We start from the raw sequence: 22,852 nt of genomic DNA on the forward strand, positions 1-22,852 counted from the left end.
AAAATATTGTTTTTCTTTACTTTTGCCACCTTAAGTAAGTGGCAATAAATTGCCGTTAGACTTTGGTGTTGAAAAATTCTAACACACATTTTTTAAAATGGCAATTCAGTGATGAAAATTTTATTAAAAATAAGTTAGGGTAGTGGTATTTTTAATAACTAAAGTTTGGTTAAGGCGTGATTGCCTTTGGTGTTTGCCATCAAACATGCTGATTTAAAAAACCTCTATGGTGTTATCAAGGGTGAGAGTGCCTAAACCAAAGCGATCATTTTAGTTTTGAGATTTTTTGACCATTTGCTCAAAAAATTCATCATTGGTTTTTGAGTCTTTTAGGCGTTCAAGTAAAAACTCGGTTGCTTGGGCGTCTTCCATGGGCTGCATGAGTTTACGAAGTATCCAAACTCGGCGTAGGGTGTCTTCATCTAGCAAGCGTTCTTCTCGGCGTGTACTGGATTTTTTGATATTGATGGCAGGGAAAATACGCCGTTCAGCAAGCTCACGCTCCAAGGTAATCTCTTGGTTACCTGTTCCTTTGAATTCCTCAAAAATGACACTGTCCATCTTTGAGCCCGTATCAATCAAAGCGGTTGAAATGATGGTCAAGCTGCCTCCTTCTTCGACATTTCGTGCTGCTCCAAAAAACCGCTTGGGACGCTCAAGTGCATGAGCATCTACCCCACCTGTCAGCACTTTGCCACTTGAGGGGATGACAGTATTATAAGCACGCGCCAAGCGAGTGATAGAGTCAAGTAAGATCACCACATCTTGCTTATGCTCAACCAAGCGCTTGGCTTTTTCGATGACCATTTCGGCGACTTGGATATGGCGTTGTGGTGGTTCATCAAAAGTAGAGGCAACAACTTCTCCCCAAACGGTGCGTTGCATCTCGGTGACTTCCTCTGGGCGTTCATCAATGAGTAGAACGATCAAGTAGCATTCAGGATGATTTTTGGTGATGGCTTGGGCGATGGTCTGTAGTAGTACCGTTTTACCAGCTTTGGGCGGTGCAACGATGATAGAGCGTTGACCTTTACCAATGGGTGCAATCAAATCAATAATGCGACCCGTTAAGTCCTCGGTTGTACCATTGCCTGCTTCAAGTACCAGTTGTTGGGTGGGAAAAAGCGGGGTAAGATTTTCAAAAATCAGCTTGTGGCGGCTACGATCAGGCGTATCGAAGTTAATTTCACTCACCTTTAAGAGGGCAAAATATCTTTCTGAATCTTTAGGTGGGCGGATCTGCCCTGCGATGGAATCGCCTGTTTGCAAATTAAATCTGCGTATTTGGCTTGGACTGACATAAATATCGTCTGGTCCTGCCAAATATGAACCTTCACTTGAGCGTAAAAAACCAAATCCATCAGGTAAAATCTCAAGCACGCCATTGCCATAAATTGCTTCGCCATTTCTGGCATGTGTCTTTAAAATGGCGAAAATAATGTCTTGTTTACGACTGCGAGCCATATTATCCAAACCCATATGCTCAGCAATAGCAAGCAGCTCGCCAACGGATTTACTTTTTAATTCAGTTAAGTTCATAGATAGGTAAGATGTGTGATGATGCACCCAAAATAGGCAGTGATGGTTTTGCAAGGTATAGAAAAAGAAAAATGCAATCTCAAGAAATCGATTGCAGGTGCGTCCATATTAAGCGTAAATCAAGCATTTGTCAAGCGTTAGGGTGAACTTGGGGTAAATTATCAAACATTTTATGCAAAAATAAACCTGATTTGAACCGTGGATCAAATCAGGTCTTAAGATCAGGCGAGTTATTATAAGTGCTTGTCAAGCAAAGCGGCAAACTCAGATTTTGGACGACCACCAACCACAGTTTCTACCCGCTCACCATTTTTAAAAACAAATAAGGTTGGGATGCTGCGAATACCAAAACGAGCTGCAGATTGTGGGTTGGCATCAACATCAACTTTGACAATCTTGACACGACCTTGATAATCTTCAGCCAGCTCTTCTAGCACAGGGGCGATGGCTTTACATGGACCACACCACGCAGCCCAAAAATCAACCAAAACCAAGCCATCAGAATTTACAACATCGGTATCAAAGCTTGCATCAGTAGCGTTAATAATTGACATAATTTGCTTCCTTTTTAATTTAACAGTTTTACAGTGGATTAAATGACGATTGCCATGATTAAGTATTATGTGGTTTATTGTAAAAAAATTCAAGATGTCAGCTTGAATGTCAAGTCATGATATAATAACAGCCTTGTTGCCCCAAGCCTTAGGCAGAGCAATTGAATTTATTAAATTTACTGATTGAGCAAATAAAAGATGACCTTAACTGATGCTGATATTTTGCGTATGAATGCACTAGAGCTTTCGCATGATGACCTATTTTTTCATGAATTTGCCAAATCAATCACCATTTATGAAGATGAGAACATTTGGGTACTAGATAAACCAGCTGGGCTTTTGAGTGTTGATGGACGCATGCTAAAGGTCAGTTTGCAGTCACGACTTTTGCGTATCAATCCAAATATTAAGCTGATTCATCGATTGGATATGGATACTTCAGGGCTGATTATTTTTGCCAAATCCAGTGAGGCTCAAACGCACATTAGTAAGCAGTTCATTGACCGTATTCCCCAAAAAGAATATCAAGCGGTTGTGTTTGGAACCCTGATGATAGATGATAAAAAGGGTGTCGTCGATGTACCTGTACGCTATGAACCAACCACCAAGCCACGCCATATTGTTGATATGGATTGGAATAAACGGGCGTTGACTCATTATGAGGTGATGCATCATGAATTACGCTGTGATGACAATGGTAGGGCGTATCCTGTGACTCGAGTAGCACTCAAGCCCATCACAGGGCGTAGCCATCAGCTTAGGGTGCATATGGTGCATTTGGGTCATGTGATGATTGGCGATCCCATTTATGCTGAAGATGTGGCACTCAAACTGTCAAATCGGTTGAATTTACATGCACACAAGCTTCGCTTAAAGCACCCAACGCACGGCATTTGGATGGATTGGGTCAGTCCAGTGCCATTTTAGGCGGTGTATTTATTGGCTGATGACCCAAAGACCATGCACCAAATCCATCAGATCAGCCCAGAAACGACAGCACATTGATACAGACGCTTGGCGCGTGAGCCTGTGCCACAAAATACCATCACAGGTTTTGGTGCGTGGTTAATCAGATCGGCGAATGCTTGGGCTTGAGCGAGATGGATGTCGTCAATATCAATCGGCAGGGTATGATAGCTAAGTCCAGCGTTTTTAGCACTTTGAGCAATGTCAGACCCTTTGGGCTGCCCATCAATTTCATCATCAAAACGCAGATTAATCAGGCTTTTAAAGCCTAATTTGGCAAGCCCATCACACTGCTTGGGATGGATTTGTTTGTAAAGGGTGATTTGACTGTGCATGGGTGAATCCTTGATATTTGTTTTGGATTTATGATACCCAATGCCAAGATGACTTGCAATTGTGATTTGGCATAAGCTTATGACGGTATTTAGCGATTACAGCTGTCATTGTTTCAAAATGGAATAAGGCAGGGCTAGTTCAAAGATCTGTACTAGGCTTGGTTAGACTTTGTACGGCTTGATTGGCACTTAAAAAAATGCGCCCTGACAGATCTTCAACCACCGGACTTGTCTTTAGAACATCCATCACGGGACCCTTGACTTCAGCTAAATGTAGGCGCTGACCACGCTCAATGCAGCTGTGATTGAAGGTGATAAGCATCTCTTGGGCGGATAAATCGACGTGATTGACCGCAGTCATAATCAGGACAATGTCATGAATGCTGGGGTCGTCAGACAGCTGGGTTAAATTGGCAAGAACGGACTGAGCATTACCAAAATACAAGCTTTCATCGATGCGTAAAAGTAACAGCCCATCAAAAGTGGTTGCTTCGTGTCGCTCAATATTGCGAAAATGCTCGCTGTCGCCAACACGCCCAACGATCGCAATGCGTACTTGGTGTGTCCGATAAATCATCGCTGCAAAACTTGCCAAAAGCCCGACAACCAAACCGCTATTTAAACCAAAAATAATCGAGGTAAAGAAGGTGATACCAAAACAAATGGCATCGAATTTATCCAGCTGCCACGCGCTGATAAAGGTTTTGGTATCAACCATCGAGATGACAGAGCTGATGATCACTGCTGCCAAAATGGCATAGGGCAGACCTTCCAAATAGCGCCCCAAAAAAAGCAAGATCATTAGCACGCCCAAGGCGCAAATGATGGACGCTAACGGTGTTTTGGCGCCCACAGACAGGTTGAGGCTGGTGCGCGAGATACCGCCTGCGACCGCAAAACCACCATAGGCACCGCTGGTGATGTTCGCCAAACCTAAGCCCCCAAGCTCTTTGTTGGCATCGTATGGCTCACCGCGTATCCGTGCCTGCTGTGCTGAGATCGTACTTGACGAAATAAAAGCGATCAGCGCGATCAAAAGCGCCGAGGGTAATAAATCTAATAAAGTGGTTACAGAAAAATTGGGAAAAGCGATTTTGGGTAATCCTGTGGGCAAAGGTTGTAGCAATCTGATCTGCATTTGCTCAAATTCCATGCGATGGCTGAGCCAAATGGAGAGGGCGACAATTAAAATGACAAAAAAGCGATTGCCAAAGCCGCGCCACTGAGTCGGCAGCCAGCCCCAAATCATCGCCTCACCATAACGACTGATGATCAATAAAAAGGTGGCGCTAACCCCAAGTAAAGCTGTCGGCAGATGGATGGGCTGAGTGCTGGTATAAACACTTAAAAACAGGTCAATCAAGCTGTCAGCATTTAAAGGGACGCCGATGATGTGCTTGATTTGACTAAAAATAATTAATACTGCTGCCCCGCTGATAAATCCTGAGGCGACGCCGCGACTGACAAACTGCATAATCCAGCCCAAACGAATCAGCCCAGCGATCAATAAAATCCCGCCCACCATAAAGGCAAGAATAATGGCAAGTGATGTATATTGTAAGCTGCCGGCGGCATAGCCAGTCAGTGCTGATGCGGTCATGATGGCGGTAATGGCCACTGGACCGATAGATGAGACGCTGCTGGCGCCTATCCATGCGTAGACAATCACAGGTGCGATGGCAGCATACAGACCCATGATGGGCGGTAGACCCGCCAAGGCGGCATAGCCGAGACTTTGAGGGATAACCAATACCGCCATCATAAGCCCAGCAGGGATGTCTGATAGAGCCGTGCGCGGATGCTGAATGAGCTGCAAAGCCCAATGAGGCAGTAGATTTTGTACTCTCATCAGTTATTCTCCGTAGATTTTCACACCTTGGGCAAATGCACATTGTTTTTGGCGAGCGGCAAGAATCATGGCATCATGCTCACCATATAAGCGAGAGAGTGTCTCTTTTTTGGCGGCGCGCTGTCTGCTATTGGTGCCCACACCCCAGCTGATGCTTGGATAGATGCCGTGGCGGCTGCCTGTCACACCGATCCCAATGCCAGAGGCGGATAAACCAATTTGCTCATTTTGAGCTCTTTCGACCAAAATGGTGACGCGGCGCACTTCTGACTGCAGCTGAGTGCAGTCATAGCTGTGATACACGTTGGGATTGACATACTGCGGCGTGATATTGCCAGTAGTGGCACAGCCTGCCAATGCGATAGCAGAGGCTGCGGCGATCATGAATTTTTTCATCATAAAATCCCTATTAAAATCAATTTTTAGCCTTAACTTAATCATAGACCATGAAGCCAAGGCAAATTATCAGCGACGAGAAGCACACAAGGGGCTGTTGGGCGCTTGCTCAAGCTGTACCCATTCGCTAGGCGTATAAGCGTGAATAGCAAGGGCATGAACCATGCCACCGCTGACAGTCAAAAAAGGCTGAACCAAGGTATAGACTGTCTGATGGCGAGCCGCCAGACGCTGTTTTTCAAAAGCGTCGCTGACGATCACAAGCTTAAAGTGGCTTTCTTTGCCTTCAAAATAGCCTGCGTGCATATGGCTTTCATTTTGTAATAATAGTACGCTTGGGCTGAGTGCTTGTAGTGCTGCAGTCAATGCCTCTGCTGTTTGATTATTCATGATAATTACTTAATAATTACTTAATTTAAGATGCTTAATTGGGTTAATGAATGTTTTGTGATGCTTGATATAGTGGCATCACTGTTGGCACTAAGGCTTTTAAATTGGTAATGCGATTGGTAGAGCTTGGGTGTGTGCTTAAAAACTGTGGCATGCCATTACCGCCAGCTGACTGCATTTTTTGCCATAAAGTGACTGCAGCATTTGGGTCATAGCCTGCACGAGCCATCAGCTCAATGCCAATTTTATCAGCTTCTGCTTCTTGGGTGCGTGAGTGCGGCAAATCCAATCCAAGCTGACCTGCCAAGCCAACCAATTGTGCTTGCCCACCTGACAATCCAAGGGCATTCACGGCTATACTAAGCGCACCTTGGGTGGCAATATGACGACTGGCTTTTTCTCGTGAATGTTCACGCAAAGCATGCGCCATTTCATGTCCCATGACAGCTGCAATCTCAGCATCAGTTAATCTAAGACGCTCAATAATGCCAGTATAAAAGACAATTTTACCACTCGGCATGACATAAGCATTGATTTGATTGTCGGTGATGGCGTGTACTTTCCAGTCCCAACTGGTTGCATCTGGGCGTAAAACCGCTGTTTGTGGAATCAGACGATTGGCGATGCGGTGAAGGCGTCGAACTTGAGCGGTATTGTTATCAAGCCGACCTTTGGTGCGTGCTTCATTAATGGTTTGTAAATAGGCTTGATGAGATAGCTGCATGATTTCTTGACTTGAAATTAACAATAGCTGTTTTCGGTCAGCACCTACCACGCCTGCACTGGTTGTGCTAGCACAGCCAACTATGGTTGTGGTCGTAGCCGCCGCCAAAGTCACTGCCAAAATATTTTTTTTGATGAAATGTTGCATATTTACCCTGCCGTAATGACTTTAATGCCTTAAAATTGTCATGCTTGTCGTGATTATAAACCAAAGCCATCTATAAGCCTAGCCATCTCAATAAAAAATTCACAAATTATCATTGTTTATAGAATCACTATTTAAGTAGCTATTTTTAAAAAGCCATTTTATTTAAAGCTCACCTGACCTACCCGCCAAAAGCCTTGTCATCAAATTGTCATATAATTTTCATATAACCGTCATCTATCAGTCATTAAATCGTCATGCACGATTTTTACAATACGCATAACTTATGTGATAAATCTCCTTAGCTTTTAACATCCATATCCTTAATAGAGTTTACCCAACGGAGTTATGATGAAAACGAACATCAAATTGATCGGCCTATCTGTCGCTGCTGTTATCGCGCTAACTGCTTGTAGCAAAAAAGACGAACAAGCTGCAGCGGCTCAGCCAGAACCAGCTGCAACGACAGCAGCTCCAGCTGACGCTGCCCCAGCCGCTATGGAACAAGTTACTATCAACATCACAGGCGCAGGCGCATCTTTCCCACAACCAATCTATGCCAAATGGTCAGCTGATTTCAAAGAAGCTACCAGCGGTCAAGTGAACTATCAATCAATCGGTTCATCAGGTGGTATCAAGCAAATCATCGCTAAAACTGTTGACTTCGGTGCTTCAGATGCGCCATTGACTGTGGATGAGCTAAATGCTGAAAACCTAATCCAGTTCCCAACAGTGATCGGCGGTGTTGTACCTGTGGTGAATATCGAAGGTATCGAAGCTGGCGCGCTTAAGCTAGATGGCGAAACTTTGGCAAATATCTACTTGGGTAAAGTGACGAAGTGGAACGACCCTGCGATTGTTGCACTTAACCCAGATTTGACACTGCCAGATGCTGACATCACCACAGTATTCCGTTCAGACGGTTCAGGCACGACCTTTAACTTCACTGACTACCTAAATAAAGTTTCAACTGACTGGGCAAGCTCAGTGGGCGTGGACAAAGCCATCAAATGGCCAACCGCTTCTTCAGGCGCTGCTGGTAAAGGTAACGAAGGTGTAGCAAGCTATGTTAGCCGCATCAAAAACTCAATCGGCTATGTAGAATACGCCTACGCCAAGCAAAATGGCATGTCTCATGTAGCACTTAAAAACGCCGCAGGCGAATTTGTTCAGCCATCAGCTGACAGCTTCGCTGCTGCAGGTGACATCGATTGGTCAGCAGCACCTGGCTTTAACCAAGTGCTAACCAACTCAGAAACTGCAGGCGCATGGCCAATCGCTGCTGCAACTTTCATCATCGTACACAAAAACCCAGAAAATCCTGAGCAAGTTGCTGGTGTTCTAAGATTCTTTGACTGGGCATACACCAATGGTGACCAAGCAGCGCTAGATCTTGACTATGTACCATTCAGCGACAAAGCGGTTGAGCTGTTCAAGGCAAGCTGGAGCGAAGTGAAAGACTCAAGCGGCAATGCAGTTTATGCACAATAAGCTGCCCTATAAGCTGCGATGACTTCTTGAAATGTGGCTTGTCAGAATTGGCAAGCCCACTATTTCTTAAAATACAGCCAATTTAGCAAAATCAGGGGAATTCCCAAATGACCACCCAAAACTCAGCACTCGCCGCCAGACTCAGTCGCCAAAAGCGACTTGATGGCGCTTTTGTTTGGACAACCAAACTGTCTGCGCTGCTTGTACTTTTGACTTTAGGCGGTATCATGCTGTCACTAGTCTTTGGTGCAATGCCGAGTATTCGCGAATTTGGTTTAAATTTTTATACCAGCAGTAACTGGGATCCAGTCGCTGGTCAGTTCGGTGCATTGGCACCAATTTATGGCACAATCGTCACCTCCATTATCGCGGTCGTGATTGCCGTGCCAGTCAGTTTTGGTATTGCTGTCTTTTTGACAGAACTTTGCCCAAACTTCCTAAAAAAGCCATTGGGTATCGCCATTGAGCTACTTGCTGGTATTCCATCGATTATCTATGGTATGTGGGGTTTGTTTGTCTTTGCCCCTTGGTTCGGTGATACTGTGCAGCCATGGCTAATCAATCATTTGGCAGGACTGCCGATCATCGGTCAGATGTTTGTTGGTGCGCCTATTGGTATCGGTCTTTTCACAGCAGGTTTGGTACTTGCCATTATGATCATTCCATTCATCGCTGCGACCATGCGCGATGTGTTTTTGGTGGTGCCTGATTTGCTAAAAGAGTCAGCGTATGGCATGGGTGCGACTACTTGGGAAGTTGTTACCAAAGTTGTCCTGCCTTATACCAAAGCGGGTGTGGTCGGTGGTCTGATTTTGGGCTTGGGCCGTGCGCTTGGTGAGACCATGGCGGTGACTTTCTTGATTGGTAACACCTTTAATATCAATACAAGCCTATTTACTTCTGGGGTATCGATCACCTCAGCTTTGGCTAACGAATTTGCTGAAGCCTCAAGCGAGATGCACTTATCGTCGCTACTGCACTTAGGTTTGATTCTGTTTGTGATTAGTTTCATTGTATTATCAGCCTCTAAGCTTATGCTGATGAAGATCGACAAGCGAGCTGGAAAATAAGGATAATACCATGATTAATGAAAAAGCAAATTTTGCCAATCGCATCCATATGCCAAAGTATCATCGCCGCCGTGCGGTGAGCCGCTTTGCGATGGGATTGACCGCTGTTGCGATGACTTTTGGTCTGTTTTGGTTGGCTTGGATTTTGGTGACGTTATTTGCCCAAGGTATCCAAGGCTTGATGTCTATGCCAGTGTTTGGTATGGATACACCACCGCCGATGGTTGAAGGTGGTCTGCGTAACGCCATTGTCGGTTCGATCATGATTTCTTTTGCTGGTCTTGCGGTGGGTACACCGATTGGGATTTTGACGGGCGTGTACTTAGCAGAATTTGACCAAGGTGGCTGGCTTGGTCGTGCCACGCGCTTTATGAATGACATTTTGCTGTCAGCGCCTTCTATTGTGATTGGTTTGTTCGTATTTGCTTTGATGGTTCAAGGTCGCGGATTCTCAGGCTGGGCGGGCGTTGTTGCCTTGGCGGTGATTGTGATTCCTGTGGTGGTGCGTACCACAGAAAGCATGCTGCTACTTGTGCCCAATAACCTACGCGAAGCAGGCTATGCGCTAGGCGCACCAAAATATAAATTGGTCAGCCACATTACCCTAAAATCCGCCAAAGCAGGTGTGATTACAGGCGTGCTGCTTGCTTTTGCTCGTATTGCTGGCGAAACTGCGCCGTTACTATTTACCGCGCTAAATAACCAATACTTTAGCACGGATATGTCTCAAGCGATGGCAAACTTACCAAATACCATCTATCAGTTTGCGATGAGTCCGTATGACAACTGGCATGCTTTGGCATGGGCAGCGGCGTTACTGATCACTTTTGCGGTATTACTGTTAAATATCATCGCTCGTGCTTTATCGTCCAAAGCGCATTAAGAGTCAATTGATCTTAGCCAACATAGCCAAAGTGTTTGAACACTTGCCAAATATAAGGAAAACTCAACATGAATACACTTAACCAAAGTCTAAACCCAACCATGAACACAGCGTTTACTGATAGCAATACCGATGATAAAACTCTAAGCCAAACTGCCGCCAAAGTACAAGTGCGTAATCTTGACTTTTATTATGGTGATTATAAGGCGCTCAAAAATATCAATTTAGATATTTTGGATAAAAAAGTTACGGCCTTCATCGGTCCATCAGGCTGTGGTAAATCAACGCTTTTGCGCACGCTAAACCGTATGTATGACCTGTACTCAGGTATGCGTGCAACAGGTGAGATTATCTTGGATAACCAAAATATCTTAGACAGCCGCGTCGATGTTAACTTGCTACGCGCGCGCGTTGGCATGGTGTTTCAAAAGCCAACCCCATTTGCTATGTCAATTTATGATAATGTGGCGTTTGGTGTGAAGTTATATGAAAATTTATCTAAATCTGAGCTTGACGATCGCGTTGAATGGGCACTTCAAAAATCTGCCCTATGGAATGAAGTAAAAGACAAGTTGAAAAAATCAGGTCTATCTTTATCAGGTGGTCAGCAGCAGCGTCTATGTATCGCTCGCAGTGTGGCGACGCGCCCTGAAGTGTTGCTACTTGATGAGCCGACATCAGCACTAGATCCCATATCAACAGGTGCGATCGAAGAGCTGATCCATGATCTAAAACAAGACTATACCATCGCAATCGTAACGCATAACATGCAGCAAGCGGTTCGCTGCTCTGACTTCACCGCTTATATGTATTTGGGCGATATGATTGAGATGGGCGAAACTAGCCAAATCTTCAACAATCCGCAAAATCAAGCAACGGCAGATTATATCGCTGGTCGTCACGGCTGATTGATCAAGCAAGATTCTCTGTCTTGGGCCCAAGCTTTGGTGGGGCGATCAAAGGTGTCGTTTTGATCGGTCAAAGGGCTTTGGCGGACAGTCCAAGGCGTGCTTAGCACCCCTTGGGTTTTATTTTGGTCGATGTCTTCTTACTTTTATGAATTAATTAAAGTTTGTTAAACGAATTAAGCCATGATTTGTGGCTGTTATCGGACAATATTTATGTTACAATTTAACTCAGCCCTTACCCAAAAGCCTTATTCAATCTACCCAAAAGCCGTTTTAGGGAGTTCGTCATCTATGAGTGCAAAAATCTTGGTTGTTGAAGATGAACCTGCCATCAATGAGCTGATTACAGGAACTTTGGATTTATCAGATTTTGATGTGGTTCAAGCCTATGACACCCAAGGCGCTTATGTGGCTGTGGTCGACGAAAAACCTGATTTGATCTTATTGGATTGGATGATGCCACATGGAGAGTCTGGGATTGATTTTGCGCGCAGACTCAAGAAAAACCCAGCAACCGCTGACATTCCTATCATTATGCTCACCGCCAAAGGTGAAGAGGATAATAAAGTTTATGGATTAGATGCTGGTGTTGATGATTATATTACCAAGCCTTTTAGTACTCGAGAATTGATCAGCCGAGTCAAGGCAGTGCTTCGCCGCACAGGCATCGACATGGGCAAAGAGCTGATGCAGGCGGGCAATTTATCCATCAACACAGCCAGTCAAAGAGTTATGGCAGGTGATGCTGAGATCACTATGAGTAGTACCGAATACCGTCTGCTTTGCTTTTTTGTGACGCACTCAGAGCGAGCTTATACACGCACTCAGATTTTGGATGCGGTGTGGGGCGGTAATGTTTATATTGATGAGCGTACGGTAGATGTACATATTCGCCGTCTGCGTAAGCTACTAGCACCTTTTAAGGCAGATACGCTGATTCAAACAGTGCGTGGTACAGGTTATCGGTTTTCGGATAAATCATGATGAAATACTCTGCGGTCGATTTTGGTTTATTGGTAGAAAATTTGACCGATGGTATTGTGGTCATGGATATGAGTCGCTTGATAATTGAATACATCAATCCTGCCGCCAAAAGCTTACTTGCCATCACCTCTGATGATACGCATGCTCCTATCTTGCCAAGTATGATATTTAAAAATAGCGTATTTAAAAAGCTTTATGATATTTATCAAGACCAAAGCTTGCCCAGTTCGTTTTACCAAAATCACCCTACGATTATCGGTAATGTCCTAAACCTAAGCTTGATGCGACTGGTTGATCATCGCTGTGCGGTCATCATCAAAGATTATACACGCATGCAGCAGCTTGAGCAGATGCGGACAGACTTTGTGGGTAATGTATCGCATGAACTACGCACGCCTTTGACAGTGATTTTGGGTTATCTTGAAAATTTTACACTAACTGATGATATTAAACCTGCGTGGATGCGTGGACTAAAACTCATGCACGAGCAAGCCATTCGCATGAATGACTTAATCAATGATTTACTTATGCTATCACGCCTTGAAAGTGACGAAACCAAGCCAATGGCTGAGGTCAATATGCCACGCCTGCTGATGCAGGTGTTTGATCAAGCGTCTGCCAGCAACCAAGCTGGGCATCTGATTGATATTCATCTGGACACTGATAAAAATATTTTGGGCATTGAGGCTTATTTGTACAGTGCGATTATTAATTTGGTTTTAAATGCCATCAAATATACACCGTCAGGCGGCATGATTGATATTATCTATGAAGAAGATGATGGCGATGTACATCTGTCGGTGACGGATAATGGTATTGGGATTGGTGGCGAGCATCTTGAGCGGCTGACTGAGCGATTTTATCGGGTAGACAGTGGGCGTAGCCGTGCGACAGGTGGGACGGGGCTTGGACTTGCCATTGTTAAGCATGTGCTAAATAAGCATAACGCCCGCCTAGAAATTAGCTCAGAAGAAGGCGTCGGTTCTATGTTTCGTATTATTTTCCCTAAAATTCAAACCATCTCTACACAGACCTTGTCAACATAAGCGATATAATAGATGCCCCTATCAGATACCGAAAAATTAGCCGCTATCGATATCGGCTCAAATAGTATCCACTTGGCCATCGTTGAACGCCATGGCGATCAGCTCAGACGCATCGCTTCGATGAGCGAAAAAGTACAATTGGCGATGGGACTTGACGAATACAATCACTTATCATCGGCTGTTATTGACCGTGGTATTGAATGCTTGACACGATTTGCAGGGCGTTTGGGTGATGTGAATAATTCTCGGTTGCGTGTCGTGGCGACCAATACACTAAGGCGTGCTGTCAATAGCCAAGAATTTATCGTGCGTGCCAATGATATTTTACCTGTGCATATTGAGATTATCTCAGGACGAGAAGAGGCACGGCTGATTTATTTGGGCGTATCGCACACCTGCCCAAGTCATCAGCAAAGGTTTGTGGTTGATATTGGTGGCGGCTCAACAGAGCTGATTATTGGCAAAAATCTAAATCCCATACTCACCGAAAGCACGCAAATGGGCGTTGCAGGTTTTACTCAGCAGTTTTTTGGAGATGGCAACATCAACGCACTGTCTTTTGAAAAGGCGATTTATGTCGCCCAAAAAGAAATCATTAAGTATGGTAGCCACTATAAAAAAACTGGTTTTGAGGAAGCTGTGGGATCATCGGGTACGATTAAGACCATCCAACAAGCAATCACAGGGTTTGGGTTGGGTAGTGAGATCACTGTGGCAGGCGTGGAGCAATTAAAATCGTCTTTGATTGCTTGTGGTCATATTGATGCCATCGATATGGTAGGTGTTAAGTCGCACCACAAAGGCATTTTTCCTGCAGGTGTGGCGATCTTACTTGCGATCATGCGTGTGTTTGGGATTCGCCTGCTTCGATACTGTGATGGTGCACTTAGAGAGGGTGTGATGTATGACATGTTATCACGCATGGATTTTCATGATGTGCGTGATGACTCGGTGGCGATGTTGATTGATCGATTTGGTGTCGATAAAAAACAAGCCAAGCGTGTCGCCAAGACGGCAGGCTCGCTGTTTAATCAGGTTCATAAACCCTTAGGCTTAGCGATAGAAGGTGAATACATGCTTAGGCGTGCAGCTTTATTACACGAAGTAGGGCTTGCCATTGGGCATAGTAGCTATCATAAGCATTCAAGCTATTTACTCAGGCATGCAGATATGGCGGGGTTTTCTCGTACCGATCAAGAAAAGCTGTCTTGGCTGGTTCGTTATCATCGCCGCGCCATCAATGGGGATGACTGCGACCGAATTATCAAAAATGGGGGCGTGGGCTTGGTTTATTTGGCACTTTTATTACGCTTATCTGTCGTTGCGAATCATGGGCGTTTTGAGATATCCAAACATCAGCTAAAACTTACCGTTGACGATAATCACTGGCATGTGACCGTAAAAATCGATCGCCCCGAACATCAGGCGTGTGTCATTGATATTCAAGATGAAGCGCATTGGTTTGCCAAATGGGGCGTGCGTTTGACGGTGTCAAGCGTTTGATGGATTATATTGATGAAATTTTATTATAAATCAGTAAGTTGGCATAAGATTTCAGTTTTTGACAAATAATTGCAAAAATTTTGTAAAAATGGCTTGACGGCATATATTTTTGGTGTATAATACGCATCCATACAGCAAATGCTGATCAGCGGGAATAGCTCAGTTGGTAGAGCACGACCTTGCCAAGGTCGGGGTCGCGAGTTCGAATCTCGTTTCCCGCTCCAAATTTTAAAAAGTCCAAATCAAAAGATTTGGGCTTTTTTGTTGTTGCAAATCAAGGATTTGGGGGCTATTATATCTTGTAGATTGGTTCAGGGATTATTAGCCTGCCATGTTAGCCGTTTGCTTTATTGATGAGAATAAAAACCACCTTATGCCAAAGCAAATACTGGTTGAAAGCGGCTGATTTGGATTGTGCTCAGCCACTTTTTGAGTCTTGATTTCTGATTTGTGTCGTGAGATCATTGCTAAACCAAAGTATGATAATCTGCGATAGGCTATCTGATTAACCTGCCACTATGCACCTGATAAATATAGGTTTTTATGATGACAACATCTATTCTAAAGCTCTTGGCGATTCAAGATATTCATGATAAGCAATTTTTTATACCGCATTATCAACGCGGTTATCGGTGGACAAAAACACAAGTTAAGCAATTGCTCGATGATATTGAGCAGTTTACACCCACTTATTTGAACGCCAGAGGAGCTTTGAGCTTTTATTGCCTGCAGCCTGTTGTTGTCAAAGCAATGGATACGGCGGAAAAACAGTTGCATAATTTGGAAGGTGAGTGGTATGAGGTGATCGATGGACAGCAAAGACTGACCACCATATTTTTAATCATTCAGGGGATTAATGAATTTTGGAAAGGTAAAAAAAGCAGCCTCAGTTCAAACTTGCTTATGAAACTCGAGAAAAAAGCGCAGACTTTTTGAATGGGCTAAAGGAAGATGAAGAAAAAAATAAAGTTTTGATTAATCAAGAAAATATAGATTTTTACTACATTGGTAAAGCATATGAAACCATATGTGAATGGATCAAATCATATAAAAAAAATAGCGGCTCATTTGAAAAAAATTTTTTTGAAAATTCTAAAGTCATTTGGTATGAAGTCAATTCATCTGAGCCGAGCAATGCTCTGTTTGAGCGACTGAATTTAGGGAAAATTCCTTTGACAAATGCTGAGCTTGTCAAAGCGTTATTTTTATCAGAAAACAGCTTTGGTCACTTAGCTGAAGAAAAGCGGAAAATCAAACAAATTGAAATAGCCAAACTGTGGGATGAGATAGAAAATAAATTAAATGCAGAAGATGGGAAATTTTGGGCATTTATTACCAATAAACCCAGAGATCACTATGAAGTCAAAATTGAGCTTCTGCTAGACATCATCCCAAGCCTAGACATCATCACAAGCAACGATGAAAATCAGCAAGACCCTTATTTTACATTCACCAAATTTTTAGGGAAACAAGACGAACAACAAAATAGCCTGCCGCTAACCGGGTGGTGGAATCGGATTGAACAGTTTTATTTTACATTGAGTGATTGGTATTCTGATCATGAGCTTTATCATAAAATTGGCTACTTGGTTTTGGCAAGGTCGGTAGGTGGCTATAAGGGCATTGATTTGGCAGAGTTGGTCAAAGAAGCTTTGTGCAGCACCAAAGATGATTTTAAGAGCGGTATTAATAAGCAGATTCAGCAGTCAATTGATTGGAATTTTAAAGATCTAGGGTACGAAGACGACTCAAATAAGATTTTTAATATCTTACTATTGTTTAATGTTGAAACAAACTACCAGTCTGAATATGAACCTTATCCTTTTAAGTTTCATAAATCTAAAAATTGGAGTCTTGAGCATATTCATGCAAGAAATTCTGATAAGTTTGATAAAAATAACAAAGATCAGTGGAAGACTTGGTTAGAATATCATTTACCCATTCTTGAGAAAAAAGAACAGACACCTGAAATCCAACAATTAATCGATCAAGTCAAACGCTATCTAGGTAATCCTGATCGCTTAAGTTGGGAAAAATTTGATTATGTGTTTGATCAAATGCACCAACATTTTAATCAAAATGACGATGGCTTGGATCATCTGGATAGCCTTAGTAATCTTGCTTTATTGGGCATGAATGACAACTCTGCTCTGAATAATTCAATCTTTGAAGTGAAATGCAAAAAAATCATCGAGATAGATAAAGCAGGTCAGTTTATTCCTGTCTGTACACGCAGGGCATTTTTGAAGTATTACACTAAAGATCCTGATTTAAAGCAGCGTCATTTTTGGTCTGCTGCTGACCGTCAAGGCTACATTGAAAAGATTGAGGAAGTACTTGGAAAATATAACAAATATTAAGGTGCATGATATGAGTGAACTAACTGATAATTTATCAACATGCGACAGCGAAGAAAAAAGCTTGTTTGAGCTTTTGAAAGAAAATGAAGTATCCATCCCTAAAATCCAGCGAGACTACGCTCAAGGCAGAAACACCAAAAACATCCAGTATATTCGAGAAATGTTTTTGAGTAATTTATTTGAGGCATTATCCGATGATGCTGATGATAAAAAACTAAAATTGGATTTTATCTATGGTTATGAGGATCAAGATCAATTCCAAGACAAAAAAATTACGATTTTTAAACCTTTGGATGGACAGCAGCGGCTTACTACATTATTTCTCTTGCATTGGTATGCTGCCAAAAAAGAAGGCGTATCAGAAGATCGGTTGAGAGTTCTTAAGAACTTTACTTATGATACCCGAAAAAGCTCTAGAGATTTTTGTGAAAAGTTGGTGGTGGATTTTCAGCCAGATTTTGGTGAAGAGTTTTCTGAGCAAACTGCCGACAGAATCGAAAAACAAATTATGAACCAAAACTGGTTCACTGCCAGTTGGAAGAATGATCCGACCATCACATCCATGTTAGTGATGCTAAAAGCCATAGACAAAAAATTCCATGGCGTGTCAGACATCTGGGAAAAGCTGACAGGCAGCAAACCTAGGATCGTGTTTCATCTACTTAAAATGCAAAATCTTGGCTTGCCTGATGATTTATACATCAAAATGAATGCCAGAGGTAAGCCGCTGACTGATTTTGAACATTTTAAATCTCAATTTTCAGAGATTTTATCAGGTAAGCTCAAAGACGATTTTAACAATAAAATTGATCAAGCATGGTCTGATCTGTTTTGGGATATATTCAAAGACAAAGAAAATCCAAATCCTGATAGTGATATTGCCCAAAAAATGGATAAAGGCTTCTTAAGCTTTGTCTGGTTTATTACTGATATTCTGATCGCCACTAAAGGGATTGAAATTCAGGAGCAGGATTTTTGGCTAGAAATCATTAAAAAGGTGTATTCAGACACACAAAATGTTGAATTTTTATTTGATAATCTGGATTTTTTTGAGAAATTGAATCGCTCAAATGAATCGAATTTTCCCAGATTTGAAGAAGTGTTTTATATTGATCAGGATGACTTTACAGAGGATAAGGTCAGATTATTTTTTAACAAGCCTGCTGTAAATCTCTTTGAAAAATGTGTCAAGGAATATCGATTTGGTGATGAAAAAAATGCCTTTTCTATGGGTGAGCAGATAAAAAATGCCTTTTCCATGGGTGAGCAGATATTGCTATACGCCTATATCAAGTCCTGCAGGAGATATGACGAACTTGATAGAGTGAAACTAAGAAAAATTAGAAATTTAACATCAGATACTTGGCTTAGACAGGAGTTTTTTAAGCATTATCTTGAAGAAGTGGATTTGATATTACAAAAAGATGAGTTATCTGCGCAGCCCAAATTCTCAAAAAGACAATTTGATGAAGATAAGACAAAATCTGACTATATTAAGGAGCACCCTGAAAATAAGTCGGTTCTATATCGACTTGAGGATCACCACTTATTAAGAGGCAGTATCAGCATCTTTCTAAGAAACAGTAATGGCAATGTTGATAAGGATAAAAATTTACCTATAATAGATGAAAATTTTCCTGCCTTGGCAAGTAAATTTCTTGAAAGATTCTGTGAGAAGAAAAGCGATGATGAGAAGCAAAAGGATTTTTATGAGTCTATTAGCCCGGCTTTACTGACTTTGGGTGACTATACGCAAGCTTATGGTGCAAGTGGTAAAAAACGCTTTGGTAACGGTAACCATGTCAATACTTGGCGAGAAATATTCACCCAAAGTAATCAAAGAAGTTCAGAGGATTTTGATAAAACCAAAGAAACACTCAAAGCGTATTTGAAATTTTTTATTGAACATCCTGAAAAGACCCATCGTGATATGATTGATGATTATTTGGCAAAGTTTGATGATAACCAAGCTTTACCTAAAGATTTAAATTATTATCTGATCAAATATCCTGCGTTTCATAAGTGGCAAGATCAATGGACACAAGGGTTTTATTATTGGAAGAATTATGACGAACCCTATGATTGTTGGATGTTATTTAAAAGACAATTCAATGGTCGTCATTGGAGACCATTTTTATTAGCCATCACTGAAGATTTTGAAAACTGTGAAGATCTGACAAAATGTTGCTCGATCGAAGATTATCGCAGCGACTTAAGCTTTAACCACAATGATCTTTCTATTTCGATCGGTTGTGCTAATGATGGATTTGTATTCAAATTCAACTGCGAAGGCAATGACTCATTTAAAGACATCATTGATCAACTTATTCAGGAAAATATCTTGACTAAAGACAACAAACTTATGATCACTCAAGATGATCAGGGCGTGGACTTAGAAGATAGAATCATAAAATTAAAAACAGTGTTAGAGTATCTGATTGATCACTATTAATTAAAATTAGTCAAATCAAGTGAGTGCTGTTAGACTAATTGATGTGTTGTATCAATGAAATCTCAAACTGGTAAATTCATCAGTTGCCCCCATATCGTAATCAGATATCCCAAACCGTAAAACAAGCTTTTGGCTGAACGATCATAAAAAGAAGGTGAAATGATGACTGATTTATCCATTTTAGACTTATCCCTATTTCGTCAGGGCGAAACCTTCGCTCAGGCAGTGGATAATACCGTAGCACTGGCTCAACATGCTGAAAAACTAGGACTGAGCCGTTTTTGGATTGCCGAACATCACAATATGCCATATTTGGCAAGCTCTGCGACCAGCCTACTTATTCAGCGTGTGCTAGATAAAACAGCACACATTCGTGTCGGCTCAGGTGGTGTTATGCTGCCCAACCACTCACCTTTTGTGGTAGCAGAGTACTATGGGACATTGGCGAGCTTATATCCTGATCGAGTGGATTTGGGGCTTGGGCGTGCACCTGGTACAGATCCTGAGACTGCACGCGCCATCCGTCGTAATCATGATGATTTTGCGATGAGTTTTCCAAATGATATCAAAGAGTTGCAATTTTATTTTGGTGATGATGCAGATAGTAATCAAGTGCGCGCTTATCCTGCCAAAGGTCTAAAAGTGCCGCTTTATATCTTAGGTTCTAGTACCGAAAGTGCGTATTTGGCGGCTCAAATGGGCTTACCATATGCATTCGCCTCACACTTTGCACCACGCTTTTTGACGCAAGCGGTACAGATTTATCGTAATCACTTTCAGCCATCAGCGGTGCTTGATACGCCTAAGGTCATCGTTGGCGTGAACGCATTTGTTGCAGATACCGATGCCGAAGCTGAGTTTTTGGCTAGCACAAGTTTACAGTTTTTCTTAAATATAGTAACAGGTCAGCGTAGCGGCATGAAGCCGCCTGTGACAGACATCGACGCGCACATTCCGCCGCATATTGTACAGATGGCTGATAGTATGATGTCGTGTCGCTTGCTTGGTTCTCCTAAGACAGTCGCAGAACAGCTCGAACAATTACAAAGCCAAGTTCAAGCCGATGAACTGATGGCAGTCAGCTATATTTATGATGTCCAAAAACAGCATGATTCTTATGAGCTATTATCCGATATTGTCAAAAATTTTAAATAGCTTTAAATAGCTTAGCTTAAATAATTTTTGCTATGCTGAATGAAAATAAATCACTAAATAAAAATAGGCACTTTTAACTTAAGATAAAAAGTGCCTATTTTCCCAAAGATGGATTTAATCAATCTGCTTGGTGCCAAAAATCTTATCGCCAGCATCGCCAAGACCTGGAATGATGTAGCCGTTTTCATTAAGATGGCTGTCTAAGGCGGCGGTATAGATTTTGACATCGGGGTGTGCTTCATTGACTAAGCGCACGCCTTCAGGTGCTGCGACCAATACCAATGCTTTGATGTTAGTACAGCCATGTTTTTTAAGCATATCAATCGTAGCGACCATACTGCCCCCTGTTGCCAACATCGGATCCAAAATTAATGCAGGGCGACGGTCAATGTCACTGACAAATTTCTCAAAAAAAGGCACAGGTTCTAGTGTCGTTTCATCGCGCTGAAGTCCAACGACAGAAATTTTGGCAGTTGGTAATAGATCAAGGACGCCATCAAGCATCCCCAAGCCTGCGCGTAAGATGGGTACCACAGTGACTGTTTTACCCTTGATTTGCTCGCCAGTGATTTCACCGCACCAGCCTTGCATGCTAAAGCTTTCAATCTCAAAATCACGGCTCGCTTCGTACGCCATCAGTCGCCCAAGCTCATTGGTCAGCGTGCGAAACTTATAAGTGCTGGTTTCTTTTTCGCGCATGAGTGACAGCTTGTGGCGGACAAGAGGATGGTCAATGACATGGATATTTAAAGGAGCGGTCATAATAGTGCCTTAATTAAGAAGATTTGCCACGATCTAATGATTTGAATGTGTGGCGATGCTGATAATGATACCAATTTTTTAGCAGAATTGCACTGGCTTTTGCCTTGCCAATTTGAGTGAAGGCTACCCACAAAACCCTTAGTCCGCTTGCCAATCTTTGGTGATAGCACGCTTTGGCTATTTATTAAGTAACAGATCGCCTGTTTTAATCCAGCCTTTTTTGTAGCATAGTTTGGCAAATATCCAAGTCAAAATCGCAGGCAAAATGACATGAAAGCTGATGATAAGTAGCCAAGTCATGGGGCTGATACCCATGGCGTCAAGTGTGCCAATCTGACCGACAAAGCCTGAGGTGCCCATGCCTGCACCTGAAGGGATATTAGTCATGCCAAACACCGCCGTCGCAAAGGGGGCAAGCACGGCGCCTGATAGGGTGGGCGGCAGCCAGATTTTGGGGTTTTTTAGGATATTGGGTACCTGAATCATACTAGTGCCAAGCCCACATGCCATCGCACCACCGATGCCATTGTCTCGATAACTCATCACCGCAAAGCCGATCATCTGCGCTGCGCAGCCTACCGTTGCAGCCCCTGCTGCCAAACCGCCAAGCCCAAGGCTGATGGCGATCGCCGCACTTGAGATGGGTAAAGTCAAAATCAGACCCATGGCAACCGCCACCACAATGCTCATCATAATCGGTGATAGCTCTACCGCCCACATGATAAATTGTCCAAGGCTCACCATCAGCCGATCGATGGCAGGGCTGATAAATCCTGCCACTGCCATGCCGACGATGAGCGTCGTGGCAGGTGTGACGATGATATCTAAAGGTGTCATGCGATGGACAAATTTTCCAAACTCGGCCCCAATCAGCGCTGCCACGAATGCCCCAACAGGACCACCCATCGCCGCACCTGCAAAGCCTGTGGTGATCGAGGTGAACAGCACCAGCGGCGGCGCCTTGAGGGCATAAGCCACGCCAGCGCCAATGGCTGCGCCCATTAGGCTTTGTGCTTGTTTGCCAATCTCAACCAACCATGGTAAATCAAGCCATGTACCCAAATTTTTGATAATCAAACCCAAAATCAGTGATGAAAATAAGCCAAGCGCCATAAAGTTCAGGGCTTCGATACCATAGCGCTGCCAGGAGAGCACAATATTTTGGCGCTCAAGATGTGCTTTAAAAGAAAATTTGGTCATAAGATGATCTTAAGTTGATAAAAATTGACGCCCAAAGATCGCTTTGTGGCGCTGAAATGATGAGCCAATCAAAGCCATTATTATAATTCAAAATTTATTCAAAAGTGATTAATTTTGATCGAAAATGGCGTAGCGATTCAT

General features: G+C 42.9%; 21 protein-coding genes and 1 tRNA gene. 13 read left to right on the plus strand and 9 right to left on the minus strand.

Annotated elements, in window-relative coordinates; all coding sequences use genetic code 11:
• Positions 1 to 270: 270 nt before the first annotated feature.
• Positions 271 to 1,539, minus strand: a complete 1,269-nt coding sequence (rho, locus tag AO382_RS05800) for a transcription termination factor Rho (RefSeq protein ID WP_003657353.1) — start codon at positions 1,537 to 1,539, stop codon at positions 271 to 273.
• Between the two features lie 233 nt (positions 1,540 to 1,772).
• A complete protein-coding gene (gene trxA / locus AO382_RS05805; protein ID WP_003657354.1) occupies positions 1,773 to 2,093 on the minus strand; it encodes a thioredoxin in 321 nt (106 codons plus the stop codon).
• Positions 2,094 to 2,291: 198 nt separating this feature from the next.
• Between trxA and AO382_RS05810 the strand changes: the two genes are divergently transcribed.
• Positions 2,292 to 3,020, plus strand: a complete 729-nt coding sequence (locus AO382_RS05810; RefSeq protein ID WP_064611688.1) for an RluA family pseudouridine synthase — start codon at positions 2,292 to 2,294, stop codon at positions 3,018 to 3,020.
• Positions 3,021 to 3,067: 47 nt separating this feature from the next.
• Here the strand turns inward: AO382_RS05810 and AO382_RS05815 are convergent, their stop codons facing one another.
• The 5 genes from AO382_RS05815 to AO382_RS05835 form a co-directional block, all read right to left on the minus strand.
• Entirely contained in the window at positions 3,068 to 3,394 is a 327-nt protein-coding gene (locus AO382_RS05815; protein ID WP_064618946.1) for a beta-lactamase hydrolase domain-containing protein, read from the minus strand.
• A 139-nt stretch (positions 3,395 to 3,533) separates the two neighbouring features.
• A complete protein-coding gene (locus tag AO382_RS05820; protein ID WP_064618948.1) occupies positions 3,534 to 5,243 on the minus strand; it encodes a SulP family inorganic anion transporter in 1,710 nt (569 codons plus the stop codon).
• 3 nt (positions 5,244 to 5,246) lie between these two features.
• Positions 5,247 to 5,639 (minus strand): hypothetical protein, encoded by a 393-nt coding sequence (locus AO382_RS05825; RefSeq protein ID WP_064618951.1) that lies wholly within the window; start codon positions 5,637 to 5,639, stop codon positions 5,247 to 5,249.
• A gap of 69 nt (positions 5,640 to 5,708) precedes the next feature.
• Positions 5,709 to 6,029: a BolA family protein gene (locus AO382_RS05830; RefSeq protein WP_064618954.1), complete on the minus strand. Its 321-nt coding sequence runs from the start codon at positions 6,027 to 6,029 to the stop codon at positions 5,709 to 5,711.
• Positions 6,030 to 6,072: 43 nt separating this feature from the next.
• Complete coding sequence (locus AO382_RS05835) at positions 6,073 to 6,900, minus strand: M48 family metallopeptidase (protein WP_064618957.1); 828 nt, start codon at positions 6,898 to 6,900, stop codon at positions 6,073 to 6,075.
• Positions 6,901 to 7,248: 348 nt separating this feature from the next.
• Here AO382_RS05835 and pstS point away from each other — a divergent pair, with 348 nt between their 5' ends.
• The 12 genes from pstS (at position 7,249) to AO382_RS05890 (ending at position 20,749) form a co-directional block, all read left to right on the plus strand.
• Positions 7,249 to 8,388 (plus strand): phosphate ABC transporter substrate-binding protein PstS, encoded by a 1,140-nt coding sequence (gene pstS, locus AO382_RS05840; RefSeq protein WP_064618960.1) that lies wholly within the window; start codon positions 7,249 to 7,251, stop codon positions 8,386 to 8,388.
• A gap of 107 nt (positions 8,389 to 8,495) precedes the next feature.
• The gene (gene pstC / locus AO382_RS05845; protein WP_049237728.1) at positions 8,496 to 9,458 is read left to right on the plus strand and encodes a phosphate ABC transporter permease subunit PstC; all 963 of its coding nucleotides are present in this window, start codon (positions 8,496 to 8,498) and stop codon (positions 9,456 to 9,458) included.
• A gap of 10 nt (positions 9,459 to 9,468) precedes the next feature.
• Positions 9,469 to 10,341, plus strand: a complete 873-nt coding sequence (pstA, locus tag AO382_RS05850) for a phosphate ABC transporter permease PstA (RefSeq protein WP_064610670.1) — start codon at positions 9,469 to 9,471, stop codon at positions 10,339 to 10,341.
• Between the two features lie 101 nt (positions 10,342 to 10,442).
• On the plus strand, positions 10,443 to 11,249 hold the full coding sequence (gene pstB / locus AO382_RS05855) for a phosphate ABC transporter ATP-binding protein PstB (RefSeq protein WP_049237765.1): 807 nt from the start codon (positions 10,443 to 10,445) through the stop codon (positions 11,247 to 11,249).
• 291 nt (positions 11,250 to 11,540) lie between these two features.
• Complete coding sequence (gene phoB, locus AO382_RS05860; RefSeq protein WP_064618964.1) at positions 11,541 to 12,233, plus strand: phosphate regulon transcriptional regulator PhoB; 693 nt, start codon at positions 11,541 to 11,543, stop codon at positions 12,231 to 12,233.
• Entirely contained in the window at positions 12,230 to 13,279 is a 1,050-nt protein-coding gene (gene phoR, locus AO382_RS05865; RefSeq protein WP_227512544.1) for a phosphate regulon sensor histidine kinase PhoR, read from the plus strand. Before phoB ends, phoR begins: the two co-directional genes overlap by 4 nt.
• Before the next feature lie 12 nt (positions 13,280 to 13,291).
• The gene (locus AO382_RS05870; protein WP_064618967.1) at positions 13,292 to 14,782 is read left to right on the plus strand and encodes a Ppx/GppA phosphatase family protein; all 1,491 of its coding nucleotides are present in this window, start codon (positions 13,292 to 13,294) and stop codon (positions 14,780 to 14,782) included.
• A gap of 148 nt (positions 14,783 to 14,930) precedes the next feature.
• A tRNA-Gly gene (locus AO382_RS05875) sits at positions 14,931 to 15,006 on the plus strand.
• Between the two features lie 322 nt (positions 15,007 to 15,328).
• On the plus strand, positions 15,329 to 15,718 hold the full coding sequence (locus AO382_RS10470) for a DUF262 domain-containing protein (protein WP_162270576.1): 390 nt from the start codon (positions 15,329 to 15,331) through the stop codon (positions 15,716 to 15,718).
• Positions 15,719 to 15,753: 35 nt separating this feature from the next.
• On the plus strand, positions 15,754 to 17,142 hold the full coding sequence (locus AO382_RS05880; RefSeq protein ID WP_162270577.1) for a hypothetical protein: 1,389 nt from the start codon (positions 15,754 to 15,756) through the stop codon (positions 17,140 to 17,142).
• Positions 17,120 to 19,594, plus strand: coding sequence for a DUF262 domain-containing protein (locus tag AO382_RS05885; RefSeq protein ID WP_147286450.1), 2,475 nt, complete (start codon positions 17,120 to 17,122; stop codon positions 19,592 to 19,594). The genes AO382_RS05880 and AO382_RS05885 overlap by 23 nt, the downstream gene beginning before the upstream one ends.
• Positions 19,595 to 19,756: 162 nt before the next feature.
• Positions 19,757 to 20,749, plus strand: coding sequence for an LLM class flavin-dependent oxidoreductase (locus AO382_RS05890; RefSeq protein WP_064618973.1), 993 nt, complete (start codon positions 19,757 to 19,759; stop codon positions 20,747 to 20,749).
• 114 nt (positions 20,750 to 20,863) lie between these two features.
• Here the strand turns inward: AO382_RS05890 and upp are convergent, their stop codons facing one another.
• Both upp and AO382_RS05900 read right to left on the minus strand, forming a co-directional pair.
• Positions 20,864 to 21,511, minus strand: a complete 648-nt coding sequence (gene upp, locus AO382_RS05895) for a uracil phosphoribosyltransferase (RefSeq protein WP_064618976.1) — start codon at positions 21,509 to 21,511, stop codon at positions 20,864 to 20,866.
• Positions 21,512 to 21,688: 177 nt separating this feature from the next.
• Positions 21,689 to 22,711 carry a PTS transporter subunit IIC gene (locus AO382_RS05900; RefSeq protein ID WP_064618978.1) on the minus strand — a complete coding sequence of 341 codons (1,023 nt, stop codon included), beginning with the start codon at positions 22,709 to 22,711 and terminating at the stop codon, positions 21,689 to 21,691.
• Between the last annotated feature and the right edge of the window lie 141 nt (positions 22,712 to 22,852).

The sequence above is a fragment of the Moraxella catarrhalis genome, assembly GCF_001656295.1.
Classification (GTDB): domain Bacteria; phylum Pseudomonadota; class Gammaproteobacteria; order Pseudomonadales; family Moraxellaceae; genus Moraxella; species Moraxella veridica.

Excerpts from the sequence above, each read along its gene's own strand:
- rho (WP_003657353.1), bottom strand. The coding sequence starts at position 1,539 with ATGAACTTAACTGAATTAAAAAGTAAATCCGTTGGCGAGCTGCTTGCT.
- trxA (WP_003657354.1), bottom strand. The coding sequence starts at position 2,093 with ATGTCAATTATTAACGCTACTGATGCAAGCTTTGATACCGATGTTGTA.
- AO382_RS05810 (WP_064611688.1), top strand. The coding sequence starts at position 2,292 with ATGACCTTAACTGATGCTGATATTTTGCGTATGAATGCACTAGAGCTT.
- AO382_RS05815 (WP_064618946.1), bottom strand. The coding sequence starts at position 3,394 with ATGCACAGTCAAATCACCCTTTACAAACAAATCCATCCCAAGCAGTGT.
- AO382_RS05820 (WP_064618948.1), bottom strand. The coding sequence starts at position 5,243 with ATGAGAGTACAAAATCTACTGCCTCATTGGGCTTTGCAGCTCATTCAG.
- AO382_RS05825 (WP_064618951.1), bottom strand. The coding sequence starts at position 5,639 with ATGAAAAAATTCATGATCGCCGCAGCCTCTGCTATCGCATTGGCAGGC.
- AO382_RS05830 (WP_064618954.1), bottom strand. The coding sequence starts at position 6,029 with ATGAATAATCAAACAGCAGAGGCATTGACTGCAGCACTACAAGCACTC.
- AO382_RS05835 (WP_064618957.1), bottom strand. The coding sequence starts at position 6,900 with ATGCAACATTTCATCAAAAAAAATATTTTGGCAGTGACTTTGGCGGCG.
- pstS (WP_064618960.1), top strand. The coding sequence starts at position 7,249 with ATGAAAACGAACATCAAATTGATCGGCCTATCTGTCGCTGCTGTTATC.
- pstC (WP_049237728.1), top strand. The coding sequence starts at position 8,496 with ATGACCACCCAAAACTCAGCACTCGCCGCCAGACTCAGTCGCCAAAAG.
- pstA (WP_064610670.1), top strand. The coding sequence starts at position 9,469 with ATGATTAATGAAAAAGCAAATTTTGCCAATCGCATCCATATGCCAAAG.
- pstB (WP_049237765.1), top strand. The coding sequence starts at position 10,443 with ATGAACACAGCGTTTACTGATAGCAATACCGATGATAAAACTCTAAGC.
- phoB (WP_064618964.1), top strand. The coding sequence starts at position 11,541 with ATGAGTGCAAAAATCTTGGTTGTTGAAGATGAACCTGCCATCAATGAG.
- phoR (WP_227512544.1), top strand. The coding sequence starts at position 12,230 with ATGATGAAATACTCTGCGGTCGATTTTGGTTTATTGGTAGAAAATTTG.
- AO382_RS05870 (WP_064618967.1), top strand. The coding sequence starts at position 13,292 with ATGCCCCTATCAGATACCGAAAAATTAGCCGCTATCGATATCGGCTCA.
- AO382_RS10470 (WP_162270576.1), top strand. The coding sequence starts at position 15,329 with ATGACAACATCTATTCTAAAGCTCTTGGCGATTCAAGATATTCATGAT.
- AO382_RS05890 (WP_064618973.1), top strand. The coding sequence starts at position 19,757 with ATGACTGATTTATCCATTTTAGACTTATCCCTATTTCGTCAGGGCGAA.
- upp (WP_064618976.1), bottom strand. The coding sequence starts at position 21,511 with ATGACCGCTCCTTTAAATATCCATGTCATTGACCATCCTCTTGTCCGC.
- AO382_RS05900 (WP_064618978.1), bottom strand. The coding sequence starts at position 22,711 with ATGACCAAATTTTCTTTTAAAGCACATCTTGAGCGCCAAAATATTGTG.